The sequence below is a fragment of the Pseudomonas sp. SP16.1 genome (assembly GCF_052682975.1).
On sequence record NZ_JBQYFZ010000001.1, the window covers coordinates 2,852,545 to 2,875,694 of the forward strand.

23 protein-coding genes and 1 pseudogene are annotated in these 23,150 nt (G+C 67.9%); 6 read left to right on the forward strand and 18 right to left on the reverse strand.

Annotated features, from left to right (window positions below; all coding sequences use genetic code 11):
- The first annotated feature begins 42 nt into the window (after positions 1-42).
- On the forward strand, positions 43-1,722 hold the full coding sequence (locus ACUTAF_RS13610; protein ID WP_445580462.1) for a SulP family inorganic anion transporter: 1,680 nt from the start codon (positions 43-45) through the stop codon (positions 1,720-1,722).
- A gap of 12 nt (positions 1,723-1,734) precedes the next feature.
- Here the strand turns inward: ACUTAF_RS13610 and argR are convergent, their stop codons facing one another.
- The 14 genes from argR to gspE all read right to left on the reverse strand — a co-directional run bounded on the left by argR (position 1,735) and on the right by gspE (position 13,894).
- Positions 1,735-2,715: a transcriptional regulator ArgR gene (gene argR, locus ACUTAF_RS13615; protein WP_445580463.1), complete on the reverse strand. Its 981-nt coding sequence runs from the start codon at positions 2,713-2,715 to the stop codon at positions 1,735-1,737.
- Positions 2,716-2,840: 125 nt separating this feature from the next.
- Positions 2,841-3,605, reverse strand: coding sequence for an ABC transporter ATP-binding protein (locus tag ACUTAF_RS13620; RefSeq protein WP_445580464.1), 765 nt, complete (start codon positions 3,603-3,605; stop codon positions 2,841-2,843).
- A 60-nt stretch (positions 3,606-3,665) separates the two neighbouring features.
- Positions 3,666-4,364 carry an ABC transporter permease gene (locus ACUTAF_RS13625; RefSeq protein WP_445580465.1) on the reverse strand — a complete coding sequence of 233 codons (699 nt, stop codon included), beginning with the start codon at positions 4,362-4,364 and terminating at the stop codon, positions 3,666-3,668.
- Positions 4,365-4,374: 10 nt separating this feature from the next.
- Positions 4,375-5,064, reverse strand: a complete 690-nt coding sequence (locus ACUTAF_RS13630) for an ABC transporter permease (RefSeq protein WP_445580466.1) — start codon at positions 5,062-5,064, stop codon at positions 4,375-4,377.
- Between the two features lie 154 nt (positions 5,065-5,218).
- Positions 5,219-6,001, reverse strand: coding sequence for an ABC transporter substrate-binding protein (locus ACUTAF_RS13635; RefSeq protein ID WP_445580467.1), 783 nt, complete (start codon positions 5,999-6,001; stop codon positions 5,219-5,221).
- A gap of 447 nt (positions 6,002-6,448) precedes the next feature.
- Positions 6,449-6,973: a type II secretion system protein M gene (locus ACUTAF_RS13640; RefSeq protein WP_445580468.1), complete on the reverse strand. Its 525-nt coding sequence runs from the start codon at positions 6,971-6,973 to the stop codon at positions 6,449-6,451.
- 2 nt (positions 6,974-6,975) lie between these two features.
- The gene (gspL, locus tag ACUTAF_RS13645; RefSeq protein WP_445580469.1) at positions 6,976-8,118 is read right to left on the reverse strand and encodes a type II secretion system protein GspL; all 1,143 of its coding nucleotides are present in this window, start codon (positions 8,116-8,118) and stop codon (positions 6,976-6,978) included.
- Positions 8,115-9,089 (reverse strand): type II secretion system minor pseudopilin GspK, encoded by a 975-nt coding sequence (gene gspK, locus ACUTAF_RS13650; protein ID WP_445580470.1) that lies wholly within the window; start codon positions 9,087-9,089, stop codon positions 8,115-8,117. Before gspK ends, gspL begins: the two co-directional genes overlap by 4 nt.
- Complete coding sequence (gene gspJ, locus ACUTAF_RS13655; protein WP_445580471.1) at positions 9,086-9,766, reverse strand: type II secretion system minor pseudopilin GspJ; 681 nt, start codon at positions 9,764-9,766, stop codon at positions 9,086-9,088. The genes gspK and gspJ overlap by 4 nt, the downstream gene beginning before the upstream one ends.
- Positions 9,763-10,146 carry a type II secretion system minor pseudopilin GspI gene (gspI, locus tag ACUTAF_RS13660; protein ID WP_445580472.1) on the reverse strand — a complete coding sequence of 128 codons (384 nt, stop codon included), beginning with the start codon at positions 10,144-10,146 and terminating at the stop codon, positions 9,763-9,765. Before gspI ends, gspJ begins: the two co-directional genes overlap by 4 nt.
- A complete protein-coding gene (gene gspH, locus ACUTAF_RS13665) occupies positions 10,143-10,733 on the reverse strand; it encodes a type II secretion system minor pseudopilin GspH (protein WP_445580473.1) in 591 nt (196 codons plus the stop codon). The genes gspI and gspH overlap by 4 nt, the downstream gene beginning before the upstream one ends.
- Positions 10,734-10,738: 5 nt before the next feature.
- Positions 10,739-11,164, reverse strand: a complete 426-nt coding sequence (gene gspG / locus ACUTAF_RS13670) for a type II secretion system major pseudopilin GspG (RefSeq protein WP_445580474.1) — start codon at positions 11,162-11,164, stop codon at positions 10,739-10,741.
- A gap of 3 nt (positions 11,165-11,167) precedes the next feature.
- A complete protein-coding gene (gene xcpS / locus ACUTAF_RS13675) occupies positions 11,168-12,385 on the reverse strand; it encodes a GspF family T2SS innner membrane protein variant XcpS (RefSeq protein ID WP_445580475.1) in 1,218 nt (405 codons plus the stop codon).
- Positions 12,386-12,406: 21 nt separating this feature from the next.
- Positions 12,407-13,894 (reverse strand): type II secretion system ATPase GspE, encoded by a 1,488-nt coding sequence (gene gspE / locus ACUTAF_RS13680; RefSeq protein ID WP_445580476.1) that lies wholly within the window; start codon positions 13,892-13,894, stop codon positions 12,407-12,409.
- Between the two features lie 221 nt (positions 13,895-14,115).
- Between gspE and ACUTAF_RS13685 the strand changes: the two genes are divergently transcribed.
- From ACUTAF_RS13685 to ACUTAF_RS13695, 3 genes are all read left to right on the forward strand, one after another.
- The gene (locus ACUTAF_RS13685) at positions 14,116-14,766 is read left to right on the forward strand and encodes a type II secretion system protein N (RefSeq protein ID WP_445580477.1); all 651 of its coding nucleotides are present in this window, start codon (positions 14,116-14,118) and stop codon (positions 14,764-14,766) included.
- 4 nt (positions 14,767-14,770) lie between these two features.
- On the forward strand, positions 14,771-16,711 hold the full coding sequence (gene gspD, locus ACUTAF_RS13690) for a type II secretion system secretin GspD (protein ID WP_445580478.1): 1,941 nt from the start codon (positions 14,771-14,773) through the stop codon (positions 16,709-16,711).
- A gap of 101 nt (positions 16,712-16,812) precedes the next feature.
- The gene (locus ACUTAF_RS13695) at positions 16,813-16,899 is read left to right on the forward strand and encodes a small membrane protein YohP (RefSeq protein WP_445582447.1); all 87 of its coding nucleotides are present in this window, start codon (positions 16,813-16,815) and stop codon (positions 16,897-16,899) included.
- 82 nt (positions 16,900-16,981) lie between these two features.
- Here the strand turns inward: ACUTAF_RS13695 and ACUTAF_RS13700 are convergent, their stop codons facing one another.
- From ACUTAF_RS13700 to ACUTAF_RS13715, 4 genes and pseudogenes are all read right to left on the reverse strand, one after another.
- Positions 16,982-18,265: an FAD-dependent oxidoreductase gene (locus tag ACUTAF_RS13700; protein WP_445580479.1), complete on the reverse strand. Its 1,284-nt coding sequence runs from the start codon at positions 18,263-18,265 to the stop codon at positions 16,982-16,984.
- A gap of 249 nt (positions 18,266-18,514) precedes the next feature.
- Positions 18,515-19,369: pseudogene (locus ACUTAF_RS13705) on the reverse strand (universal stress protein); the annotation flags it as partial.
- Between the two features lie 497 nt (positions 19,370-19,866).
- Positions 19,867-20,292, reverse strand: coding sequence for a 3-isopropylmalate dehydratase (locus tag ACUTAF_RS13710; RefSeq protein ID WP_445580480.1), 426 nt, complete (start codon positions 20,290-20,292; stop codon positions 19,867-19,869).
- Positions 20,293-20,475: 183 nt separating this feature from the next.
- Positions 20,476-20,913 (reverse strand): HIT family protein, encoded by a 438-nt coding sequence (locus ACUTAF_RS13715; protein ID WP_445580481.1) that lies wholly within the window; start codon positions 20,911-20,913, stop codon positions 20,476-20,478.
- A 180-nt stretch (positions 20,914-21,093) separates the two neighbouring features.
- On the opposite strand from ACUTAF_RS13715, the gene ACUTAF_RS13720 reads away from it, so the two are divergent.
- A complete protein-coding gene (locus ACUTAF_RS13720; protein WP_445580482.1) occupies positions 21,094-21,795 on the forward strand; it encodes a glutathione S-transferase N-terminal domain-containing protein in 702 nt (233 codons plus the stop codon).
- Positions 21,796-21,884: 89 nt separating this feature from the next.
- Entirely contained in the window at positions 21,885-23,105 is a 1,221-nt protein-coding gene (locus ACUTAF_RS13725; protein ID WP_445580483.1) for an MFS transporter, read from the forward strand.
- Positions 23,106-23,150: the final 45 nt, after the last annotated feature.

A 23,150-nucleotide genomic window follows, 5' to 3' on the forward strand; every position in this document is an offset into this window, starting at 1 on the left:
GGGGCCTTTCAGCAAACCGGCCGGAAGCAAGGAATCCTGGAAATGACAATACTGCTCAGCGAGCTCGGCAAGACCTGGCGCTTCGACCTGATAGCAGGCCTCACGGCGGCCGCCGTGGTACTGCCGAAGTCCATGGCCTATGCCACCGTTGCCGGACTTCCGGTGGCAGTCGGCCTGTATACCGCCTTCGTGCCGATGCTGATCTACGCCCTGCTCGGCAGCTCACGCGTGCTCAGCGTCAGCTCGACCACCACCCTGGCGATCCTGGCCGGCACCCAGCTCGGTCTCGCCGTACCGGATGGCGACCCCGGCAGGCTGCTGGTCGCAGCAGCCACGCTCAGCGCCCTGGTGGGCGCCGTGCTGATGCTGGCCGCGGCGTTGCGCCTGGGCTTTATCGCCAATTTCATTTCCACCCCGGTACTGACCGGCTTCAAGGCCGGCATCGGCCTGGTCATAGTGCTCGACCAGATTCCCAAGCTGCTGGGCCTGCAGCTGGACAAGCAGGGCTTCTTCGCCGACCTGCTGAACCTGGTCAGCCTGCTGCCACAGACCTCCCTGACCACCCTGGCAGTGGCGATCGCCACGCTGGTGGTATTGATCGGCATGGAGCGCCTGTGGCCACATTCGCCCGCACCGCTGGTCGCGGCGGCAGGCGGCATCGCCGCGGCCTGGTTGTTCGGCCTGCAGGCGCAGGGCGTGTCGATTGTCGGCCTGATCCCACAGGGCCTGCCCTCCCTGACGCTACCGGACACCAGTCTGCTGATGCAGCTGCTGCCAGGCGCACTGGGTATCGCGCTGATGAGCTTCACCGAGTCGATTGCCGCCGGCCGCGCCTTTGCCCAGGCCAACCAGCCGCCGATCAACGCCAATCGCGAACTGCTGGCAACCGGCGCCGCCAATCTGGGCGGCGCGCTGTTCGGCGCCATGCCGGCCGGCGGCGGCACCTCGCAGACCGCCGTGGTCAAGGCCGCCGGCGGTCGCTCGCAGATGACCTCGCTGGTGACTGCCGGCACCGCTGTGGCAACCATGCTGCTGCTCGCCCCGCTGCTCGGCCTGCTGCCGCACGCCACCCTGGCAGCCGTGGTGATCGTCTACTCGGTCGGCCTGATCCAGCCTGCCGAGTTCCGCTCGATTCTGCGGGTGCGCAGCATGGAATTTCGCTGGGCCTGCATCGCCTGTGTCGGCGTACTGCTGTTCGGCACGCTGCAGGGCATTGTCGTCGCCATCGTGGTATCGCTGGTGGGCCTCGCCAGCCAGACGGCCAAACCCCACGTGTACGTGCTTGGCCGCAAGCGCGGCACCGACGTGCTGCGCCCGGTCTCGAAGGAACATCCGGACGACGAGCTCTTCGACGGCCTGCTGCTGGTGCGCCCGGAGGGCCGCCTGTTCTTCGTCAACATCCAGGCGGTCGCCGAACAGATCAAGGCCCTACTGAGCCAGTACCAGCCCAAGGTGCTGACCCTGGACCTGAGCCGGGTGACGGACATCGAGTACTCCGCCTTCAAGATGCTGCAGGAAGCCGATCAACATGCCGCGCAGCAGGGCATCAGCCTGTGGCTGGCAGGATTGAATCCGGATGTGCTGCAGATGGTCCGGCGTGCCGGCCTGGCGCAGCAGCTCGGCAAGGAGCGCCTGCTGTTCAACGCACGGCAGGCCATCGCCCAGTACCAGGCGCAGCAGTGCGCCGCCACCCCAGCGCGCAACCCCGAACCGCTGGAGTGACGGGCTGACCGCCTAGCCGCGCTCGACCGGCGGGGAGCTGAGCTCGAAGGGGCTGTTGCTGCGCCGCTGGTTGCGGTCGTCGCGCGGGGTGGCGCCGAAGAAGTTGCGGTAGGCGCTGGAGAAATGCGGCCCGGAGGAGAAGCCGCAGGACAGGCCGATCTGGATGATCGACTTGCTGGTCTGCATCAGCAGCTGGCGTGCCTTGTTCAGGCGCAGCTCCAGGTAGTACTGGCTGGGCACGCGATTGAGGTACTGCTTGAAGATGCGCTCGAGCTGGCGACGCGAGACGCACACGTGCTGGGCGATCTCGTCGGTGGTCAGCGGCTCCTCGATATTGGCCTCCATCAGCAGCACCGCCTGGGTCAGCTTGGGGTGGCTGGAGCCGAGGCGGTTCTGCAGCGGAATGCGCTGGCGCTCGCCGCCCTCGCGGATGCGCTCGACCACCAGCTCCTCGCTCACCGCGCCGGCCAGCTCGGCGCCGTGGTCGCGCGCCAGCACCGCCAGCAGCAGATCGAGCACCGCCAGGCCGCCGCAGGCGGTGAGGCGATCGCGATCCCAGTCGAACAGGTGGCTGGTGGCGATCACCTTGGGGAAACGCTCGGCGAAGTCGTCCTGCCAGCGCCAGTGCACCGCGGCGCGGTAGCCATCGAGCAGGCCGAGCTGGGCCAGCGGGTAGACCCCGGCTGAAAGCCCGCCGATCACACAGCCTGAGCGCATCAGTTGCTTGAGTGCGGCGGCCAGGCCGACGGAAACCTGCGCCGGCGGCACGTCGGCGAGCAGGAACAGCTTGTCGCAGCCGTCCAGATGTCCGGCCCAGGGCTCGCCGGGCAGGCGCCAGTCGCCGGCCGCCAGCGGCTCGGCCTGCAGGAACACCAGCTCGTATACCACTTCCGGATGCACCCGCTGGGCCACGCGCAGCGCCTCCTCGGCCAGCGACAGGGTCAGGGCCTTGGTGCCGGGCCAGTAGAGAAAGCCGATTCGGTGGGGAGTCATGAGAGCCTGTTCAAAGTCTGCCGCGTCGGGCCTGCGATCGGGGCAGGCTCAGGGCGAAGTTTAGCCACTTCTTGCAACCCGTTTACGATCTGGCGAGCCGACGCGCAACAGATCGCAGGCGGGCTCTACTTGAGGCTGCCGGAAAGGAACTGCTGCAGCCGCTCGGACTGCGGGTTGGCCAGCACCTCGCGCGGGCAACCGCGCTCCTCGACCAGCCCCTTGTGCAGGAACACCAACTGGTTGGACACCTCGCGGGCGAAGCCCATCTCGTGGGTCACCACCACCATGGTGCGGCCCTCGGTGGCCAGGTCCTGCATCACCTTGAGCACCTCGCCGACCAGCTCCGGGTCGAGCGCCGAGGTCGGCTCGTCGAACAGCATCACCTCCGGCTCCATGGCCAGGGCGCGGGCGATGGCCACGCGCTGCTGCTCGCCGCCGCTCATGTGCGCCGGGTAGGCGTCCTTGCGGTGCGCCACGCCGACCTTGGCCAGGTAGTGCTCGGCCTTGTCGCGGGCCTCGGCCTTGTCCACGCCGAGCACGTGCACCGGCGCCTCCATCACGTTCTCCAGAGCGCTCATGTGCGACCACAGGTTGAAGTGCTGGAACACCATCGACAGGCGCGAGCGCATGCGCTGCAGCTGCTTGGCGTCGGCGGCCTTGAGCGCGCCGTCCTTGTTCGCCACCAGCTTGAGCTCCTCGCCGTTGAGCAGGATCTTGCCGGCATGCGGCTGCTCCAGCAGGTTGATGCAACGCAGGAATGTGCTCTTGCCCGAGCCGGAGGAGCCGATGATGCTGATCACGTCGCCGGCCTTGGCCGCCAGGGACACGCCCTTGAGCACTTCATGGCTGCCGTAGCGCTTGTGCAGATCCTGAACTTCGAGTTTGTACATGGTTTCCACTCTCTTGAATCAGTCGCGGGCAAGCGACCCTGGGAAATTGAAAGGCGACGATCAGGCCTTGCGCGGCGCGAGGTAGGCCAGCCAGCGACGCTCGGCCAACTTGAACAGGCGCACCAGGATGAAGGTCAGCGCCAGATAGAACAGGCCGGCGGTGATGAAGGCCTCGAAGGGCATGTAGTACTGCGCATTGACCGTGCGCGCGGCGCCGGTGATGTCGATCAGGGTGACGATCGAGGCCAGCGAGGTGGTGTGCAGCATCATGATCACCTCGTTACTGTACTGCGGCAGCGCACGGCGCAGCGCCGACGGCAGCAGGATGCGGCGGTACAGCTTGGCGCGCGACATGCCCATCGCCTTGGCCGCCTCGATCTCGCCATGCGGCGTGGCCTTCAGGCTGCCGGCGAGTATCTCGGCGGTGTAGGCGCTGGTGTTGATGGCGAAGGCCAGGCAGGCGCAGAAGGTGGCGCTGGAAAAATACGGCCACATGAAGCTGTCACGGATGAAGTCGAACTGGGCCAGGCCGTAGTAGATCAGAAACAGCTGCACCAGCATCGGCGTGCCGCGGATCACGTAGGTGTAGAGCCAGGCCGGGAAGTTCACCTGCGGCGCCTTGGACACCCGCATCAGCGCCAGCGGCAGGGCCAGGCTGAGGCCCAGCGCCAGTGAGATCAGCAGCAGCTTGAGGGTCACCAGCACGCCGCCGAAGTACAACGGCAGGTTTTCCCAGATCATTTGGTAGTCGAAGATCATGGCGCGACTCCTACAGCTCGGCGGCCTTAGTGCCGACCGAGTAGCGCTTCTCGAAGAAACGCAGGGCCAGCAGGGAAACACTGGTCAGCACCAGGTACAGCGCCGCCACCGCCAGGTAGAAGGTGAACGGCTCGCGGGTCGCGTCGGCGGCGCTCTTGGCCTTGAACATCATGTCCTGCAGGCCGACCACCGAGATCAGCGCGGTGGCCTTGGTCAGCACCAGCCAGTTGTTGGTGAAACCGGGAATGGCGAAGCGGATCATCTGCGGCACCAGGATGCGGAAGAACACCTGCATCCCGTTCATGCCGTAGGCCGCGCCGGCTTCCGCCTGCCCCTTGGGAATGGCCATGAAGGCGCCGCGGAAGGTCTCCGACAGGTAGGCGCCGAAGATGAAGCCCATGGTGAACACGCCGGCGACGAAGGGATTGATGTCGATGTAGTCGTCGTAGCCGAGCAGCGGCGCGACGCGGTTCACCAGGTCCTGGCCGCCGTAGAAGATCAGCAGGATCAGCACCAGGTCGGGAATGCCGCGAATCACCGTGGCGTAGGCCTCGCCGAGCATCGCCAGCCAGCGGATCGGCGACAGGCGAAAGGCCGCGCCGAGCAGGCCGAGGAAGATCGCCACCGCCATCGACGTCAGGGCCAGCAGCAGGGTGAGCCAGGCGCCGTCGAGAATGGTCGAGCCATAACCTTGAAGCATGCGCTAATACCTCATGCGGGCGCCGCGGACGGCGCCAGGTAGCACAACAGAAAATGCCGGGAGCAGCGCTCCATGACGGCGGCCGTCAGGAGCGGGGAATAAAAAAGTGGCACAAACCGCGGATCAAGTTTGTGCCACTTCCCGTGACCTGCGCTTACTCGCCGTAGACGTCGAAATCGAAATACTTGTCCTGCACTTCCTTGTACTTGCCGTTGGCGCGGATCGCCAAGATGGCGGCGCTGATCCTGTCGGCCAGCGCCTTGTCACCCTTGCGCACGGCGATGCCCTGGCCTTCGCCGAAGTACTTGACGTCGGTGAAGTCCGGCCCAGCGAAGGCGAAGCCCTTGCCGGCATCGGTCTTGAGGAAGCCGTCGTCGATGTTCACCGAGTCGGCCAGGGTGGCGTCCAGGCGGCCGGACTGCAGGTCGAGGAACACCTCGTTCTGCGAGCCGTAGCGCACGATCTCGATACCGGCCGGAGCGAAGACATCGGTGGCGTAGCGGTCGTAGACGGAGGAGCGCTGCACGCCGACCTTCTTGCCTTTCAGATCGGCCAGCGGGTCCTTCACCTCGCTACCGGCCTTCATCGCCAGCTTGGCGGGGGTAGCGTAGTACTTGCCGGTGAAGTCCACCGACTTCTTGCGGTCCTCGGTGATCGACATGGACGACAGCACCGCGTCGAACTTGCGCACCTTGAGCGCGGGAATCAGGCCGTCGAACTCCTGCTCGATCCACTGGCACTTGACCTTCATCTCCTCGCACAGGGCGTTGCCGATGTCGTAATCGAAGCCGGCGATCTGGCCGTCCGGGGTCTTGAAGGCGAAGGGCGGGTAAGCCGCCTCGATGCCGATACGCAGCGGTTTCTCGGCCATGGCCAGCGGCGACAACAGCGACAACAGCGACAGCGCCAGCGCGCCGAGAAGTGCGATCTTCTTCATTGTTTTGCTCCTGCGAAGGGGTTGGCAACAGTGGCAGTGAGAGTTGGCCCTGGCCTTGGAATGAATTGTAGAAAGGCTGCCGGCGTTTGCCGCCCGGGCGACCGGCGAGGGGCCTCGGCTGGGTGAGCGGCATTCTAGCGACAGGGGCTGAGGCGATATTTCCTCAATGCGACAACTAATTACAGAAGCCCTGGAGGCGCCGAGCAGGCGTATTGACAGGCAGGCAAAAACATGCAGAAAAAATAAAATCGCGAACCTTGGATAAAAGCAATAATCGCGCCCCATTTCATCGAAGCCCCGAACTACGCGCCCTACAGCACTCGAGCACTAGCGAATAGACATCCCGCAAGGCTTCAGCCCGGGGCGCGGGCGTTTCCTATCGCCCCATCCCGATGCGCCCTGTTACCCCTGGGCTGGGCGCGCGCACCAGTGTCAACGCCGCCAAACTCAGGAGCCCGCGCGCAAGCTCAGCCTGGCGGCTACCCGTCCCTCGTCGCGGCGCTCCAGGCCGGCCTCCTCGATGCGCACGCCCTGCCCTTGCAGGCTCTGCAGCCAGCGCAGCAATTGCTCGAACGGCGCCGGCTGCAAACTGACCTGCAGCGCACCATGGCCCTCGGCATCGATCCGCTCGATGGCCAACCCCTGCTCCGCCGCCGAGGCAGTGACCAGCCCCTGCAGGCGCGCCGGATCGACGTTGGCACGCGGTTGCAACTGGCGACCACGCAGCTCCGGCGCCCGGCTCTGCAGGTAGACATGCAGGCTGCGTTGCTCCTCGAAGGCGCTGCGCGCCGCCTGGGCACTACGCGCCGCCGGCTGCCACAGCAGCAGGTAGAACAACAGCAGGGCGAGAAACGCCCCCAGCGCCAGCAACGCCAGACGGTCGCGCGGCGGCAAGCCCTGCCAGCGCTGCGCCAGGGCCGAACGCTGCCATTGCAGCTGCAGCCCGCGATTGAATTCACTCCAACCAGCCATGCTCATCCTCCTATCACCAGGCGCGCGCTGACGCCGTCCGCCTCGCGGCTGGCCGAACCCATCTGCACGCTGAGCCCGGCCTGCTGCAGCCGCTCGCGCAGCCTCTCCAGTTCGGCGAAACCCGGCGCCTGCAGCTGCAGGGCGAGGTCGGCGCGGCTGGCGCTGTAGTCGAGTTGATTGACCTGCACCTGCGCCGCGCCACCTGACTGCAGCGCCCGCGCCACCTCGCCGAGCTGCGCCAGCAGTGGGCTGTCGCCGCTGCCAGCGGCATCGGCCAGGTGCTGGTCGAGTTGCGCGCGCAGGTTGATCAGCTTGCTGTCCTGGGGAAACAGCTCGCGGTACAGCGCCTCGCTGGCCTGCGCATAGGCGTCGGCCTGGCGCTGCAGATACCAGCCCTGGGCCAGGTTGAAGCCCCATTGCAGCAACACGCAGAGCGCCAGCACCCCGGCCAGCGGACGCCAGCGGCGCCAGTCATCCCCCGCCTGGCGTAAGGCGAACTCGCCCTGCGCCAGGTCCACTCCCGCGACCTGGCGCACCAGCCACTGCTGCGGTTGCTCCAGCAGATGCGTCTCGTCGACCGGCGCGGGCAGCGCCTGGGCGGCCGGCGCACTGGCGATGCTCGGCGCCGGACAGTGCGGCGCCAGCGCCGGCCAGCTCTCGGCTTGCAGCGCCAGGCGCAGGGGCGTCTCGCCGCCGAGCAGCCAGCGCGATTCCAGCCAGAGCAGCTGGCTGCCCTGGCGCGGCAGTAGATCGGCGTCGACGCGAATCGCCTGCGGCGGCTGCGCCGCGCACAGCGCCAGACACTGGCGCAGCCAGTCGGCGCGCAACGCATAGACGCGGTGGCGGCCATCGGCCAGTTGCTCGCCCAACGCCAGGTGCATCTGCTCGACGTCCTCGGCGAGCAGTTCCTCCACCGCGAACGGCAGCGCCTGGCGCAGCCAGCGCGCCTTCTGCGTCGGCAGTTGCACGGCGCAGGCGGTCACCGCTTCGACCGGCAGCACCAACTCCCAGGCCGGCGGCAGCTCGGCCAGGGCCTCGCCCAGGCTCAGCGTGCGACTCTCGGCGAGCGTCACCCACTGCACCGGCAGCTCGCTCGACAACTGCTGACAGGCCTGCGGCGGCAGGAAGATCCATAGCTGAGTCATTCTTCCGTTTCCTCGATGGGCGACGGCGGCATGCCGCTCTGCCCCAGATCACGCGCCAGGACTCTAACCTGGCCCTCGCTGCTGCGCTGCAACAGGCTACGCAACACCACACGGCGCTCGCCGAGGCTCACCTCGCTGAACACCTCGAAATACTGACTGCCCACCGCCAGCCCCTGTACCGCCTGCTCACCGAGCCCGGCCAGCGCCGGCTGGGCGGCGAAGGCGGCCGGGCTGGCAAAACCCTCGCGCCCGCGCACCGCCACCAGGGCCTGCGCCGCCTCCGGGCTGAGGCCGTCGGCGAGACTGGAAAGCACCATCGCGCCGGCACTGTTGACGTTGAGCAGCGCCTCGCCGGGCAGCGCACTGACGTACGGCAGCAGGCGGCGGTAATCGGGCTCCTCCATCTCCAGCAGCAGGCGCAGCTCGGAGACGTCGCTGAGCTGGCGGTTGGCCGCGCGGTAAGGTGGTGTTGCCAGCAGATACTGGCTGTCCTCGGCGCCCTGGCTGGCGCCGGGCTCGTCGTTGCCGTCGAGCCAGTCGAGCAGGCGCTCGGCGTACGGCTTGTCGATCTGCAGACGCAGCAGCAGGCGACGCAGGCGCTGCAGCGCCACGGCGTCCGGCTGGCCCTGGCGCACCAGGCTGTTGAGGTTGAAACGGCCACTGGGATCGACGATGCGCACCCGCAGCTCGCCGCCTTCGTCCAGCGCGAAGGGCGCCAGCGGCTGCGCCCAGGGCTCGGCCAGGTGGTCCACCGGCTGCCGCGGATCGCCCTGGCGCAGATCGCGCTGCAGCACCGCCTTGGCCAGGGTCTCGCCGCCCAGGGCGTAGTGCCAGGCCTGGCGCACGTGCAGCTGGTTGGCGCTGCTGCGGATCGACAACTGCTGGCGGGCGATCAGCCCGGCGCAGAGCACGGTCACCACCGCCACCACCAGCAGCACGGTGATCAAGGCCACGCCGCGCTGACGCCTCATGCCTGCGGCTCCTCGGACTCGTCGGGGCCGGGACCGGGGATGGCATCGCGCGCCGGCTGATCCGGCAGGCGCAGCAGGCGCCGCAGCTCGCCATAACGACGATGCTCCAGGCGCAGCTCGACGGCGCGCGGCAGCGTGGTGAGACGGCTGTCGCCGGAGACATTGGGCGGCGGCCAGTCGGCGTGCCACTGGCCGTCGTCGTCCAGGTAACGCAGGCTCAGCGCCTGCACGCCATCGAGCGCCTGCTGCACCTGCGGCTGGCTGTCCTGGGCCTGGTCCAGCACGCGCCAGTAACGGCGCTGCCAGCGCTCGCCGCTGAGCTGCCAGCGCACCCGCTGCAGCTCGGCGCGCGGCTGGCCGAGCGGGTTGCGCCAGCCGGCACGGGTCAGCTCCAGCACCGAGGCGTCGCTCGGCTCGCTGTGCAGCGCCGGCTGCGGGTCGCCGAAGCCGTCGCGAATCGGTCGCGGCGTCACCTGCAGCACGTCGCGCTCGAAGGCGGCCATGGCGCGCACCAGTTCGCGCAACTGCTGCTCGTGGTTGCGCGTGGTGGAGTCGACGGCGAGCACACTGTCGAGCATGCGGTAGGTGGCCAGCCCGAGCAGGGCGAAGATGGCGATGGCGATCAGCAGTTCAAGCAGGGTAAAGCCGCGCATCGAATCAGGCGGATGCTTCATCATGGCGCCCCCAGAAAGCCGCTGAGGCTGACCAGCGCGCGCTCGCGCAGATCGCCCGAGGCGCCGCGCTGCTCGGCGGCGACCCACAGGGTCACGCGGCGCATGGCCGGTTCGCTGGTGGCCTGGATCTCGCTCTGCCACAGCCAGCGCCGCCCGGCGAACTCCACCCGGCCCTGGTCGCGGCCATCGCTGGGCGGCGTCTCGGCCAGCTGCAGCTCGCTCAGGCGGTTGTCGGCCACCCACATGGCCAGGGTCTTGGCCTCCAGCTGCGCGGCGGTCTGCAGGCTGCGCGCGCTGGCGGTCAGCACGCTGGCGGCGACCAGGGCGAAGATGGCCAGGGCCACCAGCACCTCGAGCAGGGTGAAGCCACGCGCCCGCTTCATCCGGCGCGTCCCGCCGTCAGCTCCTCGATCCGCGGCAGGCCGAAGCCGTCGCTGGACAGCTGCAGCTGCAGACCGTCGCGGCGCCGCTCGGCCAGACGAAGGCGAAAGGGCGTCAGCTCGCCGCTGGAGAGGATCAGCAGCTGCGGCGCCACGGCGTTGTCGGCGGCGGGCAGGCGGAGCGCCTCGCCCTCCACTTCGAAGTCCAACTCGGCCCACTCGGGCAGGCGGTGCAGCTGGCGATCCAGCGCCTGCCACTCGGCGCGCCGCGGGTCGTAGCGCAGCACGCGATAGCCCTCGCGGGTGAAATTCAGGCCGTACTCGCGGTTATCCAGCACCGCCTCGTCGCTGAGCACGCCGATCAGGCCGGCCAGGCGCTCGGCCTCGCCGCGCAGTTCGCGCCCCGGCCCGGCCAGGCCGGTGCCGAGCACCGCCAGGCCGATCAGGCTGCCGAGGATGACCAGCACCACCAGCAGCTCGATCAGGGTAAAGCCGCCCTGCCGAGCGCCCCGACCAGCGAACGACAGGACGCCGGCAGGCGGCCGCGAGCGCAGCGCGCCGCGCTCCGGGCAGGCCGACGCGTGAGTCATGGCGCTCAGAGATCCCAGTTGCCGATATCCGCATCCAGGTCGCTGCCGCCCTGCTTGCCGTCGGCACCGAAGGAATAGAGGTCGTAGGCGCCCTTGGTACCCGGCGCCAGGTACTGGTAGGGGTTGCCCCAGGGATCGACCGGCAGGCGCTTGAGGTAGCCGTCCTTGTTCCAGTTCTTCGCCGGCGGGTTGCCGCCGGGCTTGCTCACCAGCGCCTCGACGCCCTGCTGGGTGCTGGGGTAGCTGTGGTTGTCCAGCTTGTACATGTCCAGCGCCGCACCAATGGCGCGGATGTCGTTCTGCGCCGCGGTGACCTTGGCCTGGTCCGGCCGGCTCATCACCTGCGGCACTACCAGCGCCGCGAGGATGCCGAGGATGACCACCACCACCATGATCTCGATCAGGGTGAAACCCGCCTGTCTTCTGCTCACCTGTTACCCCACCATTTGGTTCAACGAAAGAATCGGCAGCAGGATGGCCAGGACTATGACCAATACCACCGCCCCCATGAATACCAGCATGAACGGCTCGAACAGCCCCACCAGCAGGGCGATCTGCGCGCCGAGGTCGCTCTCCTGGTTCTTCGCCGTGCGCGCCAGCATCTGATCCAGTTCGCCGGAGCGCTCGCCGCTGGCGATCATGTGCAGCATCATCGGCGGGAACTGCCCGGTGGCCTCCAGCGAACGGGTCAGGCTGCCGCCCTCGCGCACCTTCTGCGCCGCCACCAGTACCTCGCCGCGGATCACCCGGTTGCCGATCACCTCGCCGGCGATCGCCAGCGCCTCGACCAGCGGTACGCCGCTGCGGGTGAGGATGGCCAGCGTCGAGGCGAAGCGCGCGCAATCGGTGGCGCGGCCCAGCCGGCCGATCAATGGCAGGCGCAACAAAAAGCGATGCCAGCGCAGCCTGAGCGCCTCGTCGCGCAGCGCCCAGCGCAGCGCGAACAGCGCCAGCGCCAATACCACCACCGCCACCAGCCCCCAGGCCTTGACCCAGTCGCTCAGGGCGATCAGCGCGCGGGTCAGCGCCGGCAGGATCTGCCCGGAGTCGACGAAGACCTTGACCACGTCCGGCACCACGTAGCCGAGCAGGAAGCCGACAATGAGCAAGGAGGCGCACATCAGGATCAGCGGATAGAGCAGCGCCAGCTGGATCTTCTGCCGCGACTGCTGGCGCTGCTCGGTGTAGTCGGCCAGCTGTTCCAGCACCGGCCCCAGATGCCCGGCATGCTCGCCGGCGGCCACCGTGGCGCGGTACAACTCGGGAAAGGCAGCGGGAAACTCCCTGAGGCTGGCGGCCAGGCTGTGGCCTTCCAGTACCCGCGCACGCACCGCCAGCAACATGGCCTGGATCCGCGCGTTGACGGCCTGCGCGGCGGCCGCGCGCAGCGCCTCCTCGATCGGCAGCGCCGCCTGCACCAGGGTCGCCAGCTGGCGGGTGACCAGTGCCAGATCGCGCGCCGACAAGCCGCGGGCGAAACCCAGGCGCCCACCATTGCCGGCCTGCTCGCGGTGGCGCGTGGCCTTGACCTCCAGCGGCGCCAACTGGCGCTCGCGCAGCAATTGGCGCACCTGGCGCGCGCTATCGGCCTCCAGTACGCCCTTCTGCTGGCGGCCACGCCCATCCAGGGCGATATATTCGAAGGCGGCCATGCTAGCTCAGATATCCGTTCATCATTCCTCGCGCGTCACCCGCAGCACTTCCTCCACCGTGGTCACCCCTTCGAGCACCTTGCGCCTACCGTCGTCGCGGATGCTCGGGCCCAGCGTGCGGGCGTGGCGGGTCATGTCCTGCTCGGAGGCGCGGCTGTGCACCAGGGTGCGCATGGTCTCGTCGAACACCACCAATTCGTAGATGCCGGTACGCCCGCGGTAGCCCTGTTGATGGCACTGGGCGCAGCCGCGCGCATGGTACAGGGTCGGCTCCGGAACCACCGGCACACCGAGCAGTGAGCATTCGGCCGTGTCGGCCGGGTAAGGTTCCTTGCACGCCGGGCACAGCACCCGCACCAGGCGCTGGGCCAGCACGCCGAGCAGCGAGGATGACAGCAGAAAGGGCTCCACGCCCATGTCCACCAGGCGGGTGATGGCGCCGATGGCGCTGTTGGTGTGCAGGGTCGACAGCACCAGGTGGCCGGTCAGCGAGGCCTGCACGGCGATCTCGGCGGTTTCCTTGTCGCGGATCTCGCCGACCATCACCACGTCCGGATCCTGGCGCAGGATGGCGCGCAGGCCGCGGGCGAAGGTCATGTCCACCCGCGCGTTGACCTGGGTCTGGCCGATGCCTTCGAGGTGGTATTCGATCGGGTCCTCGACGGTGAGGATGTTGCGCGTGTGGTCGTTGAGGCTGACCAGGCTGGCGTACAGCGTGGTGGTCTTGCCCGAGCCGGTGGGCCCGGTGACCAGCAGGATGCCGTGCGGCTTGCGCACCGTGGCCTCCATCAACGCGCGATCCTCGGCGCGCATGCCCAGGTGCTGCAGCGACAGGCGCCCGGCCTGCTTGTCGAGCAGGCGCAGCACCACCCGCTCGCCGTTGGCCGAGGGCAGCGTGGAGACGCGGATGTCCACCTCGCGCCCGCCCACCTTGAGCGAGATGCGCCCGTCCTGCGGCACGCGCTTCTCGGCGATGTCCAGGCGCGCCATGACCTTGACCCTGGAGACCAGCAGCGCCGCCAGCTCGCGCTTGGGCTCGAGCACTTCGCGCAGGATGCCGTCGACGCGGAAACGCACCACCAGGCGCTTCTCGAAGGTTTCCAGGTGGATGTCGGAGGCGTTCTCCTTGATCGCCTCGCCGAGAATGGCGTTGATCAGGCGGATGATCGGCGCGTCGTCCTCCTGCTCCAGCAGGTCCTCGGTTTCCGGCACCTGATCGGCCAGCGACGCCAGATCGAGGCTGCCGCCGATGTCTTCGGCCAGTTGCATCGACGCCGAGTCGTGCTGGTAGGCCGCGCCCATCACCTGGGCGAACTCGCTGGCGGCGAGCAGGCGCAGCGGCAGGGTACGCCCGGCGAAGCGCTGCGCCTCGGCCAACGCCACCGGTTCGCAGTCGGCGCGGCAGGCGAGGCAGGCCTGGCCCTCGTGCAGCATGAACACCACGCCGTGGCGTTTGGCGAAGCTGAAGGGCAGGCGGCGCAGGGGAGTCTCGAGCAGCGAAGCGTTCATGCGGTGAACCTTGGGACAGGACCTTGTTCTGAGTATGACAGCCAACTTTGGCGGTTTTCCTGCCTCGCGGCAGGTCTCGCTGTAACGATGGTCGAATTATCTTTAACACATCGACAGTTACGGCACATCCTCCCCATTTAGGGGGATGTCAAGGTCGCACAGGCTGCTATGATCGGCGCGCGACGCAGTACGCATAGAAGCACCAGAACGTCGTTTCCGGAGTGTCCCATTTGCCCAAGCCGACCCTCTCCCAGCGCCTCAAGGACAATGCCCCGAGCCTGCTCGGCATGCTCGTGCTGATCGCCCTGAGCGTCGGCCTGGCCTGGCAGACGGCCGAGCTGCTGCGCCTGGTCCGCGGCCCCGCCGTGCAGCCGCAGGACCGAGCCGCCACAGCGTCGGAACAACCCAGCCTGGCCCCCGTCGCCCAGCTGTTCGGCACGCCTGGGCCGGCCGAAGACGGTCCGCCACCGGCCACTAACCTGCAGCTGACCCTGCTCGGCAGCTTCGTCCACAGCGATCCGCAGCGCTCCAGCGCGCTGATCCAGCGCCAGGGCCAAAACGCCCAGCGCTATGCCGTCGGCATGGAAGTGGACAGCGGCGTGCGCCTCGATGCGGTCTACGCCGATCGCGTCGAGCTGCTGCGCAACGGCCGCCGCGAGAGCCTCGCCTTTCCCCGGCAGCAAAGCGGCCAGTACAACGCCTACACGCCGCCGGCCGAACCGGTAGAGGATGCCGCCGAGGAGCTCGACCAGCTGGAACAGGACAACCTCGATCAACTGCGCCAGCGCATGCAGATGCTGCGCGAACAGATGGAAGCCTCCGGCACCCTCGCCGAGGACCCGCCCACCGATCAGCCCATGGAAAGCGACTGAACCGATGCACGCCCTCCGTAGCCGACTGCCCCTCGCCCTCCTCGTCGCCGGCCTGGCCACCGCTCCCCTGCCCCTGCTGGCGCAGATCGAGCAGGTGCCGACCAGCGCCAACCAGCAGGACGAAAGCTGGACCATCAACCTCAAGGGCGCGGACATCCGCGAGTTCGTCGACCAGGTCGCCGCCATCACCGGCCAGACCTTCGTCGTCGACCCGCGCGTCAAGGGCCAGGTCAACGTGGTCTCCAGCACCCCGCTGGGCCTGTCCGAGGTCTACCAACTGTTCCTCTCGGTTATGGCCACCCACGGCTTCAGCGTGCTGACCCAGGGCGATCAGGCGCGCATCGTGCCCAACGCCGAGGCCAAGGCCGAAGCGGGCGAAGGCCGCCCGGCGCCGGATCGCCTGGAAACCCGGCTGATCCAGGTGCAGCACACCCCGGTGGCCGAACTCATTCCGCTGATCCGCCCGCTGGTGCCGCAGTACGGCCACCTGGCCGCCATCAGCTCGTCCAACGCGCTGATCATCAGCGACCGCAGCGCCAACATCGCGCGCATCCAGGACCTGATGCGCCAGCTCGACCAGGCCGGCGGCGGCGACTACAGCGTGATCAACCTGCAGCATGCCTGGGTGATGGATGCCGCCGAAGTGCTCAACACCTCCATCGCCCGCGGCCAGGCCAAGGGCGTCAACGCCACCCAGGTAGTGGCCGATGCGCGCACCAACCGCCTAATCCTGCTTGGCCCGCCCGAGGCGCGCGCCCGCTTGGCCAAGCTGGCCCAGTCGCTGGATACCCCCACCAGCCGCTCGGCCAATACCCGGGTGATCCGCCTGCGCCACAACGACGCCAAATCCCTCGCCGAGACCCTCGGCGAGATCTCCGAGGGGCTGAAGAACAATCAGCAGAACGGCGAGACCGGCGGCAAGGCCAGCAACATCCTGATCCGCGCCGACGAGAGCCTCAACGCCCTGGTGCTGCTGGCCGAACCGGACCTGGTCGCCACCCTCGAAGACATCGTGCGCCAGCTCGACATCCCGCGCGCCCAGGTGATGGTCGAGGCGGCCATCGTCGAGGTCTCCGGCGACATCACCGACGCCCTCGGCGTGCAGTGGGCGGTCGATGCCCGCGGCAGCACCGGCGGCCTGGGCGGGGTCAATTTCTCCGGCACTGGCCTGTCGGTGGGCAGCGTGCTGCAGATCCTGCAGAGCGGCGAGATCCCCGAGAACACCACCCTGCCCGACGGCGCCATCATCGGCATCGGTACCGACAGCTTCGGCGCGCTGGTCACCGCGCTGTCGGCCAACAGCAAGAGCAACCTGCTGTCGACCCCGAGCCTGCTGACTCTGGACAACCAGAAGGCGGAAATCCTGGTCGGCCAGAACGTGCCATTCCAGACCGGCTCCTACACCACTGACGCGGCCGGGGCCAACAACCCCTTCACCACCATCGAGCGCAAGGACATCGGCGTCACCCTCAAGGTCACCCCGCATATCAACGAGGGCGCCACGCTGCGCCTGGAGATCGAGCAGGAAATCTCCTCGATCGCCCCCAGCACCGGGCTCAACGCCCAGGCCGTGGACCTGGTGACCAACAAGCGCTCGATCAAGAGCACCATCCTCGCCGACGACGGCCAGGTCATCGTGCTCGGCGGGCTGATTCAGGACGACGTCACCGAATCGGTGTCCAAGGTGCCGCTGCTCGGCGACATCCCGCTGATCGGCGGCCTGTTCCGCTCCACCCGCGAGTCCCACGTCAAGCGCAACCTGATGGTCTTCCTGCGGCCCACCGTGGTGCGCGACGGTGCCGGCCTGGCCGCGCTGTCGGGCAAGAAATACGGCGACATCCGCGTGCTTGGCGGCAGCGCAGGGGGCCGGCCGAGCATCCTGCCGAGCAAGCCGGGGCAGCTGTTCGATGGTCAGGGCGAGCCGGCGGTGGATCTGCGCCAGTAATCCACCGGGCGCCCTGCCGGGGGCGCGGATATTTCCTCTGAACGTTGCGTCGCGGGGCTCAGTCGGAGATAGGGAATGGACCGACGCGAGGAGCAACCTTCATGTTGAAATTCATAACCAGCACCGTAGGCATCATCTTCCTGATCGGCTTGTTGGTGGTGATCGGCTTCTTCATGCTGATCTTCTGAACGCCGCCGAAGACCGTCTAAATACTCAACCGTGCTAGCCGAGGGGGCCGGGTGCCGACGGCGCCATTCCCGCGCCGCCCTGTCATTCCCAGGCCTCGCGCTCGCCTCGCCAGGCGTGCAGATCGCGCCTCCCTCCTCCCGACCATAGCCAGCCGCTGCGCGCGCCGACCAGGGTGGTGACGGCATGGTCGCGGCCGAAGCGGTTGTACCGCGCCAGCAGCAGCGCCAGGTCGCGCAGTACCGCCAGAGTGTCGCTGTGGGACTGGAAAAGCGGCGTCAGCAGACGGCTGGCCTGGCGGTAGTAGCGCAGGTGATCGCGGCGGGACTCGCCATAGCGGACGTAGGCCGACGGAAAGTCGATCATCTGCTGCTCGCGCCCGTCCGCCTCGCCCAGGGCATCGGCCAGCGCGGCGGCGTCGACCAGGGCCATGTTCGCGCCCTGGCCCAGTTGCGGGCTCATGGCGTGGGCGCAGTCGCCGATGGCCAGCACCCGACCATCGTGCCAGCGCTGCATGCGCACGTCGGCGTAGGCAGCCAGGGTCAGCTGCTGCGGGTCATGGAGTTGCTGCAGGTAGGGCTCGGCGACCGCGCCGGCCAGACGCCGCACGCGGCTCTTCCAGGCCTCCAGCCCGGCCGCGCGCCAGGCATCATGCTCGGCCAACGGCAGGCTCCAGAACAGGCTGGTCAGGCGGTTGTCGCGCGCCTGATGGGTGCAGCCGGTGGGCATCAGGCCGAACATCTCGCGGCAGCCGCGGTACCACTGACGCAGCTCATCGGAGTCGCTCGCAGGTGGCGTCGGCAGCAGGCTCCACAACGCGCCCCAGGGATAGGGGCGCGCCCACTGGCGCACCTGCAGCTGCGCGCGCAGGGTCGAGCGCGTGCCATCGGCGAGGATCAGCGCGGCGACATCCCCCAGAGGCCACTCGCCGCCATCGCCATCCTCGGCGAACAACCGCACATGCTGCTGCGCCTGCTCGAAACGGCTGACCGCTGTGCCGGTCCGCACCTCGACGCCGAGCCGCCGCGCCGCGCCCAGCAAGGCGGTCATCAGCACACCGCGGTGGATGCCCAGGCCGAAGCTGCCGGGCTGCCAGTGCTGATAGCGGGTGTCGAGGATCACCCGACCACTGCAGCTGGTGCCATACAGGCGACTGACCGCGGCGCCCAGCGCGGTGCACTCGGCCAGCAGGCCCAGGCGCTGCAGCACCGCCAGCCCGGACGGCTGCAGCAGGATGCCGGCGCCCACCGGCTGCAGCTCGCCGACCCGCTCCAGCAGGCGCACCGCATAGCCCTGGCGCGCCAGGAAAATCGCACTGGCCAGGCCGGCGGTTCCGGCCCCCACTATCGCGATCGGCAATCCCTGCATGACTCGTCCCCTCGTTGCACTAGCTAGCTGGCGGGGATTCTAACCGCGCCGCGCGCAACGGTCGGGAACTGTCGCGCGTCCCTGCGCGACGGCACCGCCTTTCCGTCCTCAGTGCCTGACCGGCTGCGCCGCCACCCCAGGCGACGGCACCTCGCAGTTCGCCTGGCTCGCGGCCAACGTCTGCGCCGCCGGACCGTGGCTGTAGGGCCAGGAATGGGTCGCCTGGCTGAATGCGACGTTCGTCACCGGCGCCTCCAGCTCCTCCAGGTGGCTGATGACGTCGTCGGGCTTGAGTACCAGGACGTCGCAGTCCAGGCTGTCGAGCACCGTCTCGGCGGTATTGCCGATCAGCGCGCCGCTCAGGCCGCTGCGCGCCACGCTGCCGATCACGCACAGCACCGCCTCGAAGCGCCTGGCGATGGCCGGGATCAGCGACTCCGCCGGCCCTTCCTCGATATGCAGGCGGACATCGTCGATATTGAACTCGGCCTGCAGCGCCCTGCAGCGTTCCAGATACAACGAGCGAATGCTTTCCTTGACCCGGTACACCGGGTCCCCGGCCAGCTGCTGCGGGCAGGGGTGGGCGGACATCAGGTGCAGGGTACCCCCGGTCATGCGGGCGATGTCGTAGCCGTGGCCGACGATGCCGGCGTGCAACAGCCGATGGCTGACATCGCCGTTACCGGCATCGATCGCCGCGAGAATGCCGCCACCGAGCCAGGACGCCGCCGACTTGACGATCAGCACCGGGCAGGGGCAGTGACGCAGCAACTTCCAGTCCTCGGACGGCAGGAAGGTCTTGAGCAACGGATTGTCCGGGCGGTGCTGCTTGATCACCAGCCCGCAGCCCTGCGCCTGCTGCACGGCGATGATGGTGCTGTGCTCGCAATGCTGCCATGCCTGCTCGGCCGTGACGCTGAAACCCTCCTCGCGTAGTTGATCCGCCACGGCCTGCAGATGCGCGGTTGCGCCGTTCTTCTTTTCGCAGTTCAACAGATGCAGGTGGGACTGGGTGGAACGGGCGATCAATCTGGCTTTATTCAGTATTATTGGTTCAGGTTGCTTTACATCCATCACAACCAAAGTGTTTCGGATGGTATGCATCTTCATGCGTCCTGTAAGTTAAATTAACTTATACCGACCTCATGAACTTTACAGAGCCAGACGACTCCATAATCCCTTTTCCAAATCCATGTTCTGGCCGGGCATGATGGAAATCGCTCGAGTTGCCTTATCGCTGGCAACTAGAGTACTGCCGAAAACTGCGGCGAACGGCCGCGCGATTGCCACCGGGCCGCTGCGCTCGGCCTACGCCGGCATCGGGGCCGGCGAAGCGGAGTATGACCGACTGCTGGCGCGCCTAATGACCCTAGCAGGCGGTACGCCACGAACCGGCCCTTGACGAATAAGTCAATGCGATAAATAACTCCGCCCGGTAACGTTTCATTCTGGTTATTGTTGCGGTAACCGACAAGGCCGTCGGTCGCCCGCATCATTTATTTATCGCATAAGAAAAAGTTACTTATACGACTCGCCGAAAAATGGCTGCCGAACAACTTCGCGACGGCGAAAAGTGTTCGAAACAATCCAAATGGCAAGCGTCAGCGAACATCTGGCCGAATATCGAAACCACCCTTGTTCTGGCTGACGATACGCAAGGCATGGCGCTCGCCGGCCTTGACCGGCAGCGCCACCTCGCGCAGCAGACGGCCCATGCCGCACAGGCTGTCATCCTGCCGGTCCGGGGTGATGCCCACCACCCGCGTGCCGGGCCGCACGCGGAAGGTCGCCACCTCGCCGACGCCGATGCGCGCGGCGACCTGGCGATCGACCTCGATGGCCACGTAGCAGCCGCCCCCCATCATGCCGAAATCGCGATTGACCACGATCTCCGCGCTGTCCGCCTGCGCCTCCTGATAGGCCAGCAACCGCTCGGCCGGCACCGGGCGGATATGTTCCGGATCGCCGCGAAACGACGAGCAAGCGGTCAACAGCAACAACGAGGCAAGGAGCGGGATCGAACGCATGGGGCCCTCCATGGGCGCGGTGGATGCCGCCTGAGTATTGGTGCGGCAAGGCCGTCGGGCAAGCTGGCGATCGCAGCGATGCGGCCCCGGACGGCACCAACGCCCCCAGGCAGCCAGATAGCGTAGGGTGCACCGCGCACACCGGGGATGGCGGATGGTTGGTGCGCATGGCGCACTAACGCGCTAACCCTGCAGCCGCTTGACCAGTCGCGCCTGCAGCGCCTCGAGCTCGGCGGCATCGGCCCGGTTCGCCGCGTGGATGCCCAGCTGCTCGCCGGGAAAACGCGGGATCACGTGCATATGGATATGGAACACCGTCTGCCCGGCCGGCGCGCCGTTGAACTGCGCGACCTGCACGCCGGCCGGCTCGAGCTCCTCGACCAGGGCGCGGGTGAGCTTCTGCACCACGGCCATCACCCTGGCCAGGCTGGCCTCGTCGATCTCGAGGATATTGCGCGCCGCAGCGCGCTTGGGGATCACCAGGCTGTGGCCATAGGACTGCGGGAACAGGTCGAGGAAGGCCAGCACCTCGTCATCCTCGTACAGCTTGTAGCAGGGCGCCTCGCCACGAATGATCTGGGCGAAGATGTTCTGGGGATCGTAGGTACCGTGCAGGCTCATGCCGATGGGCTCCGTGCCGGGTTGAGGAAAGCTCGCACGATACCGGCTCGCCGCCGCGCAGGGAACCGAGCGAAATCAGCCGGGTCGATCCTCATCAACAGTGCGATCGATTTCCCTAGTCCCGCCTGCCGTGGTCTGATCGCCCGCATCCCGTCACCCCATGCCGATATGGAGCCAAGCATGACCGACCTTTCGCAGTTCCCCATCACCCAGAAGTGGCCCGCCCAGCACCCCGAACGCCTGCAGCTCTACTCGCTGCCCACGCCCAACGGCGTCAAGGCGTCGATCATGCTGGAGGAAACCGGGCTGGCCTATGAACCGCATCTGGTCAGTTTCGACAGCGACGAGCAGTTCAGCGAGGAGTTTCTCTCGCTGAACCCGAACAACAAGATTCCCGCCATCCTCGATCCCCAAGGGCCCGGCGGCGAGCCGCTGGCGCTGTTCGAGTCCGGCGCCATCCTGCTCTACCTGGCGGAGAAAACCGGCCAGCTGCTGCCACAGGCCCCCGCCGCGCGCTACCAGGTCATCCAGTGGCTGATGTGGCAGATGGGCGGCGTCGGCCCGATGTTCGGCCAGCTCGGCTTCTTCCACCGCTTCGCCGGCCGCGACTACGAGGACAAGCGTCCGCGCGACCGTTACGTGGCCGAAGCGCAGCGCCTGCTCGGCGTGCTCGACCGCCACCTGCAGGGCCGCGACTGGATCGCCGGCGACTACAGCATCGCCGATATCGCCGTGTTCCCCTGGGTGCGCAACCTGGTGGGTTTCTACGAGGCCGGCGAGCTGGTCGAATTCGAACGTTTCGCCAACGTGCACCGCGTGCTCGAGGCCTTCCTCGCCCGCCCGGCGGTGCAGCGCGGCCTGCAGATCCCGCGGCGCGGCTGAGTGCCCGCGACGCCCGAGCCAGAGCCCCCGGCAGCCTGCCGGGGGCCTATAATGCCCTGCCCTTCTTTTCTCCCCCGCCAAGGTTTTCCATGAGCAGCTCCTCCGCGCAGGCCCGGCGCCTGTCCCCCGGCGCAATCCTTTTGATCGAGCTGGCCCTGGCCCTCGGCGGCTTCGCCATCGGCACCGGCGAGTTCGCCATCATGGGCCTGATGCCCAACGTCGCCGCCGACCTGGCCATCAGCGAACCGCAGGTCGGCCATGTGATCAGCGCCTACGCCCTCGGCGTGGTCGTCGGCGCGCCGATCCTGGCCCTGCTCGGCGCGCGCCTGCTGCGCCGCCACCTGCTTCTGCTGCTGATGGGCTGCTTCGCCCTCGGCAACTTCGCCAGCGCCCTGGCCCCGGACTACCTGTCGCTGATGCTGTTCCGCTTCATCGCCGGCCTGCCGCACGGCGCCTATTTCGGCATCGCCATGCTGGTGGCGGCGGGCATGGCGCCACCGCACAAGCGGGCCAAGGCGGTGAGCCGGGTACTGGCGGGCCTGACCATCGCCATCCTGCTCGGCAACCCGCTGGCCACCTGGCTCGGCCAGGGCCTGAGCTGGCGCTATGCCTTCGCCCTGGTCGGACTGATCGCGCTGACCACCGTGGCCATGGTGGCGGCCTTCCTGCCGCTGGATCGCGACGAGGTGCGCAGCAGCCCGATCGGCGAACTGCGCGCCTTCAACCGCGCGCCGATCTGGCTGGCCATGGCCATCGGCTCGATCGGCTTCGCCGGGATGTTCTGCGTGTTCGCCTATATGGCGCCGACCCTGCTGCAGGTGACCGGCGTGCGGCCCGGCTGGATTCCCCTGGCCATGGCGCTATTCGGCATCGGCTGCATTATCGGCAACGGCGTCGGCGGCTGGCTGTTCGACCGCCTGCGCTTTCAGGCGGTGGCCTGGATCCTGCTGTGGAGCGCGCTGATCCTGCTGCTGATGCCCTGGGCGGCGCAGTCGACGTGGAGGATGGCACCGGCCATCGTCGCCCTGGGCACCATGGTGGCGCTGGCTCCGGCGCTGCAGACCCACCTGATGGATGTGGCCACCGGCGCACAGACCCTGGCGGCGGCGTCCAACCACGCCGCCTTCAATATCGCCAATGCCCTCGGCCCCTGGCTCGGCGGCCTGGCCATCGGCGCCGGCATGGGCTGGACAGTCACCGGCTATATCGGCGCGGCCACCGCCCTGCTCGGCCTGGCGCTGTTCGCCTGGGCCTGGCAGGTGCAGCGCAGCGAGGCCGGTACCGCGCCGATCGAGCACCCCGCCAGGTAACTCGGCGTATGCGGCCACAGGTGCAAGGCGCGGCACTCGCGGGTA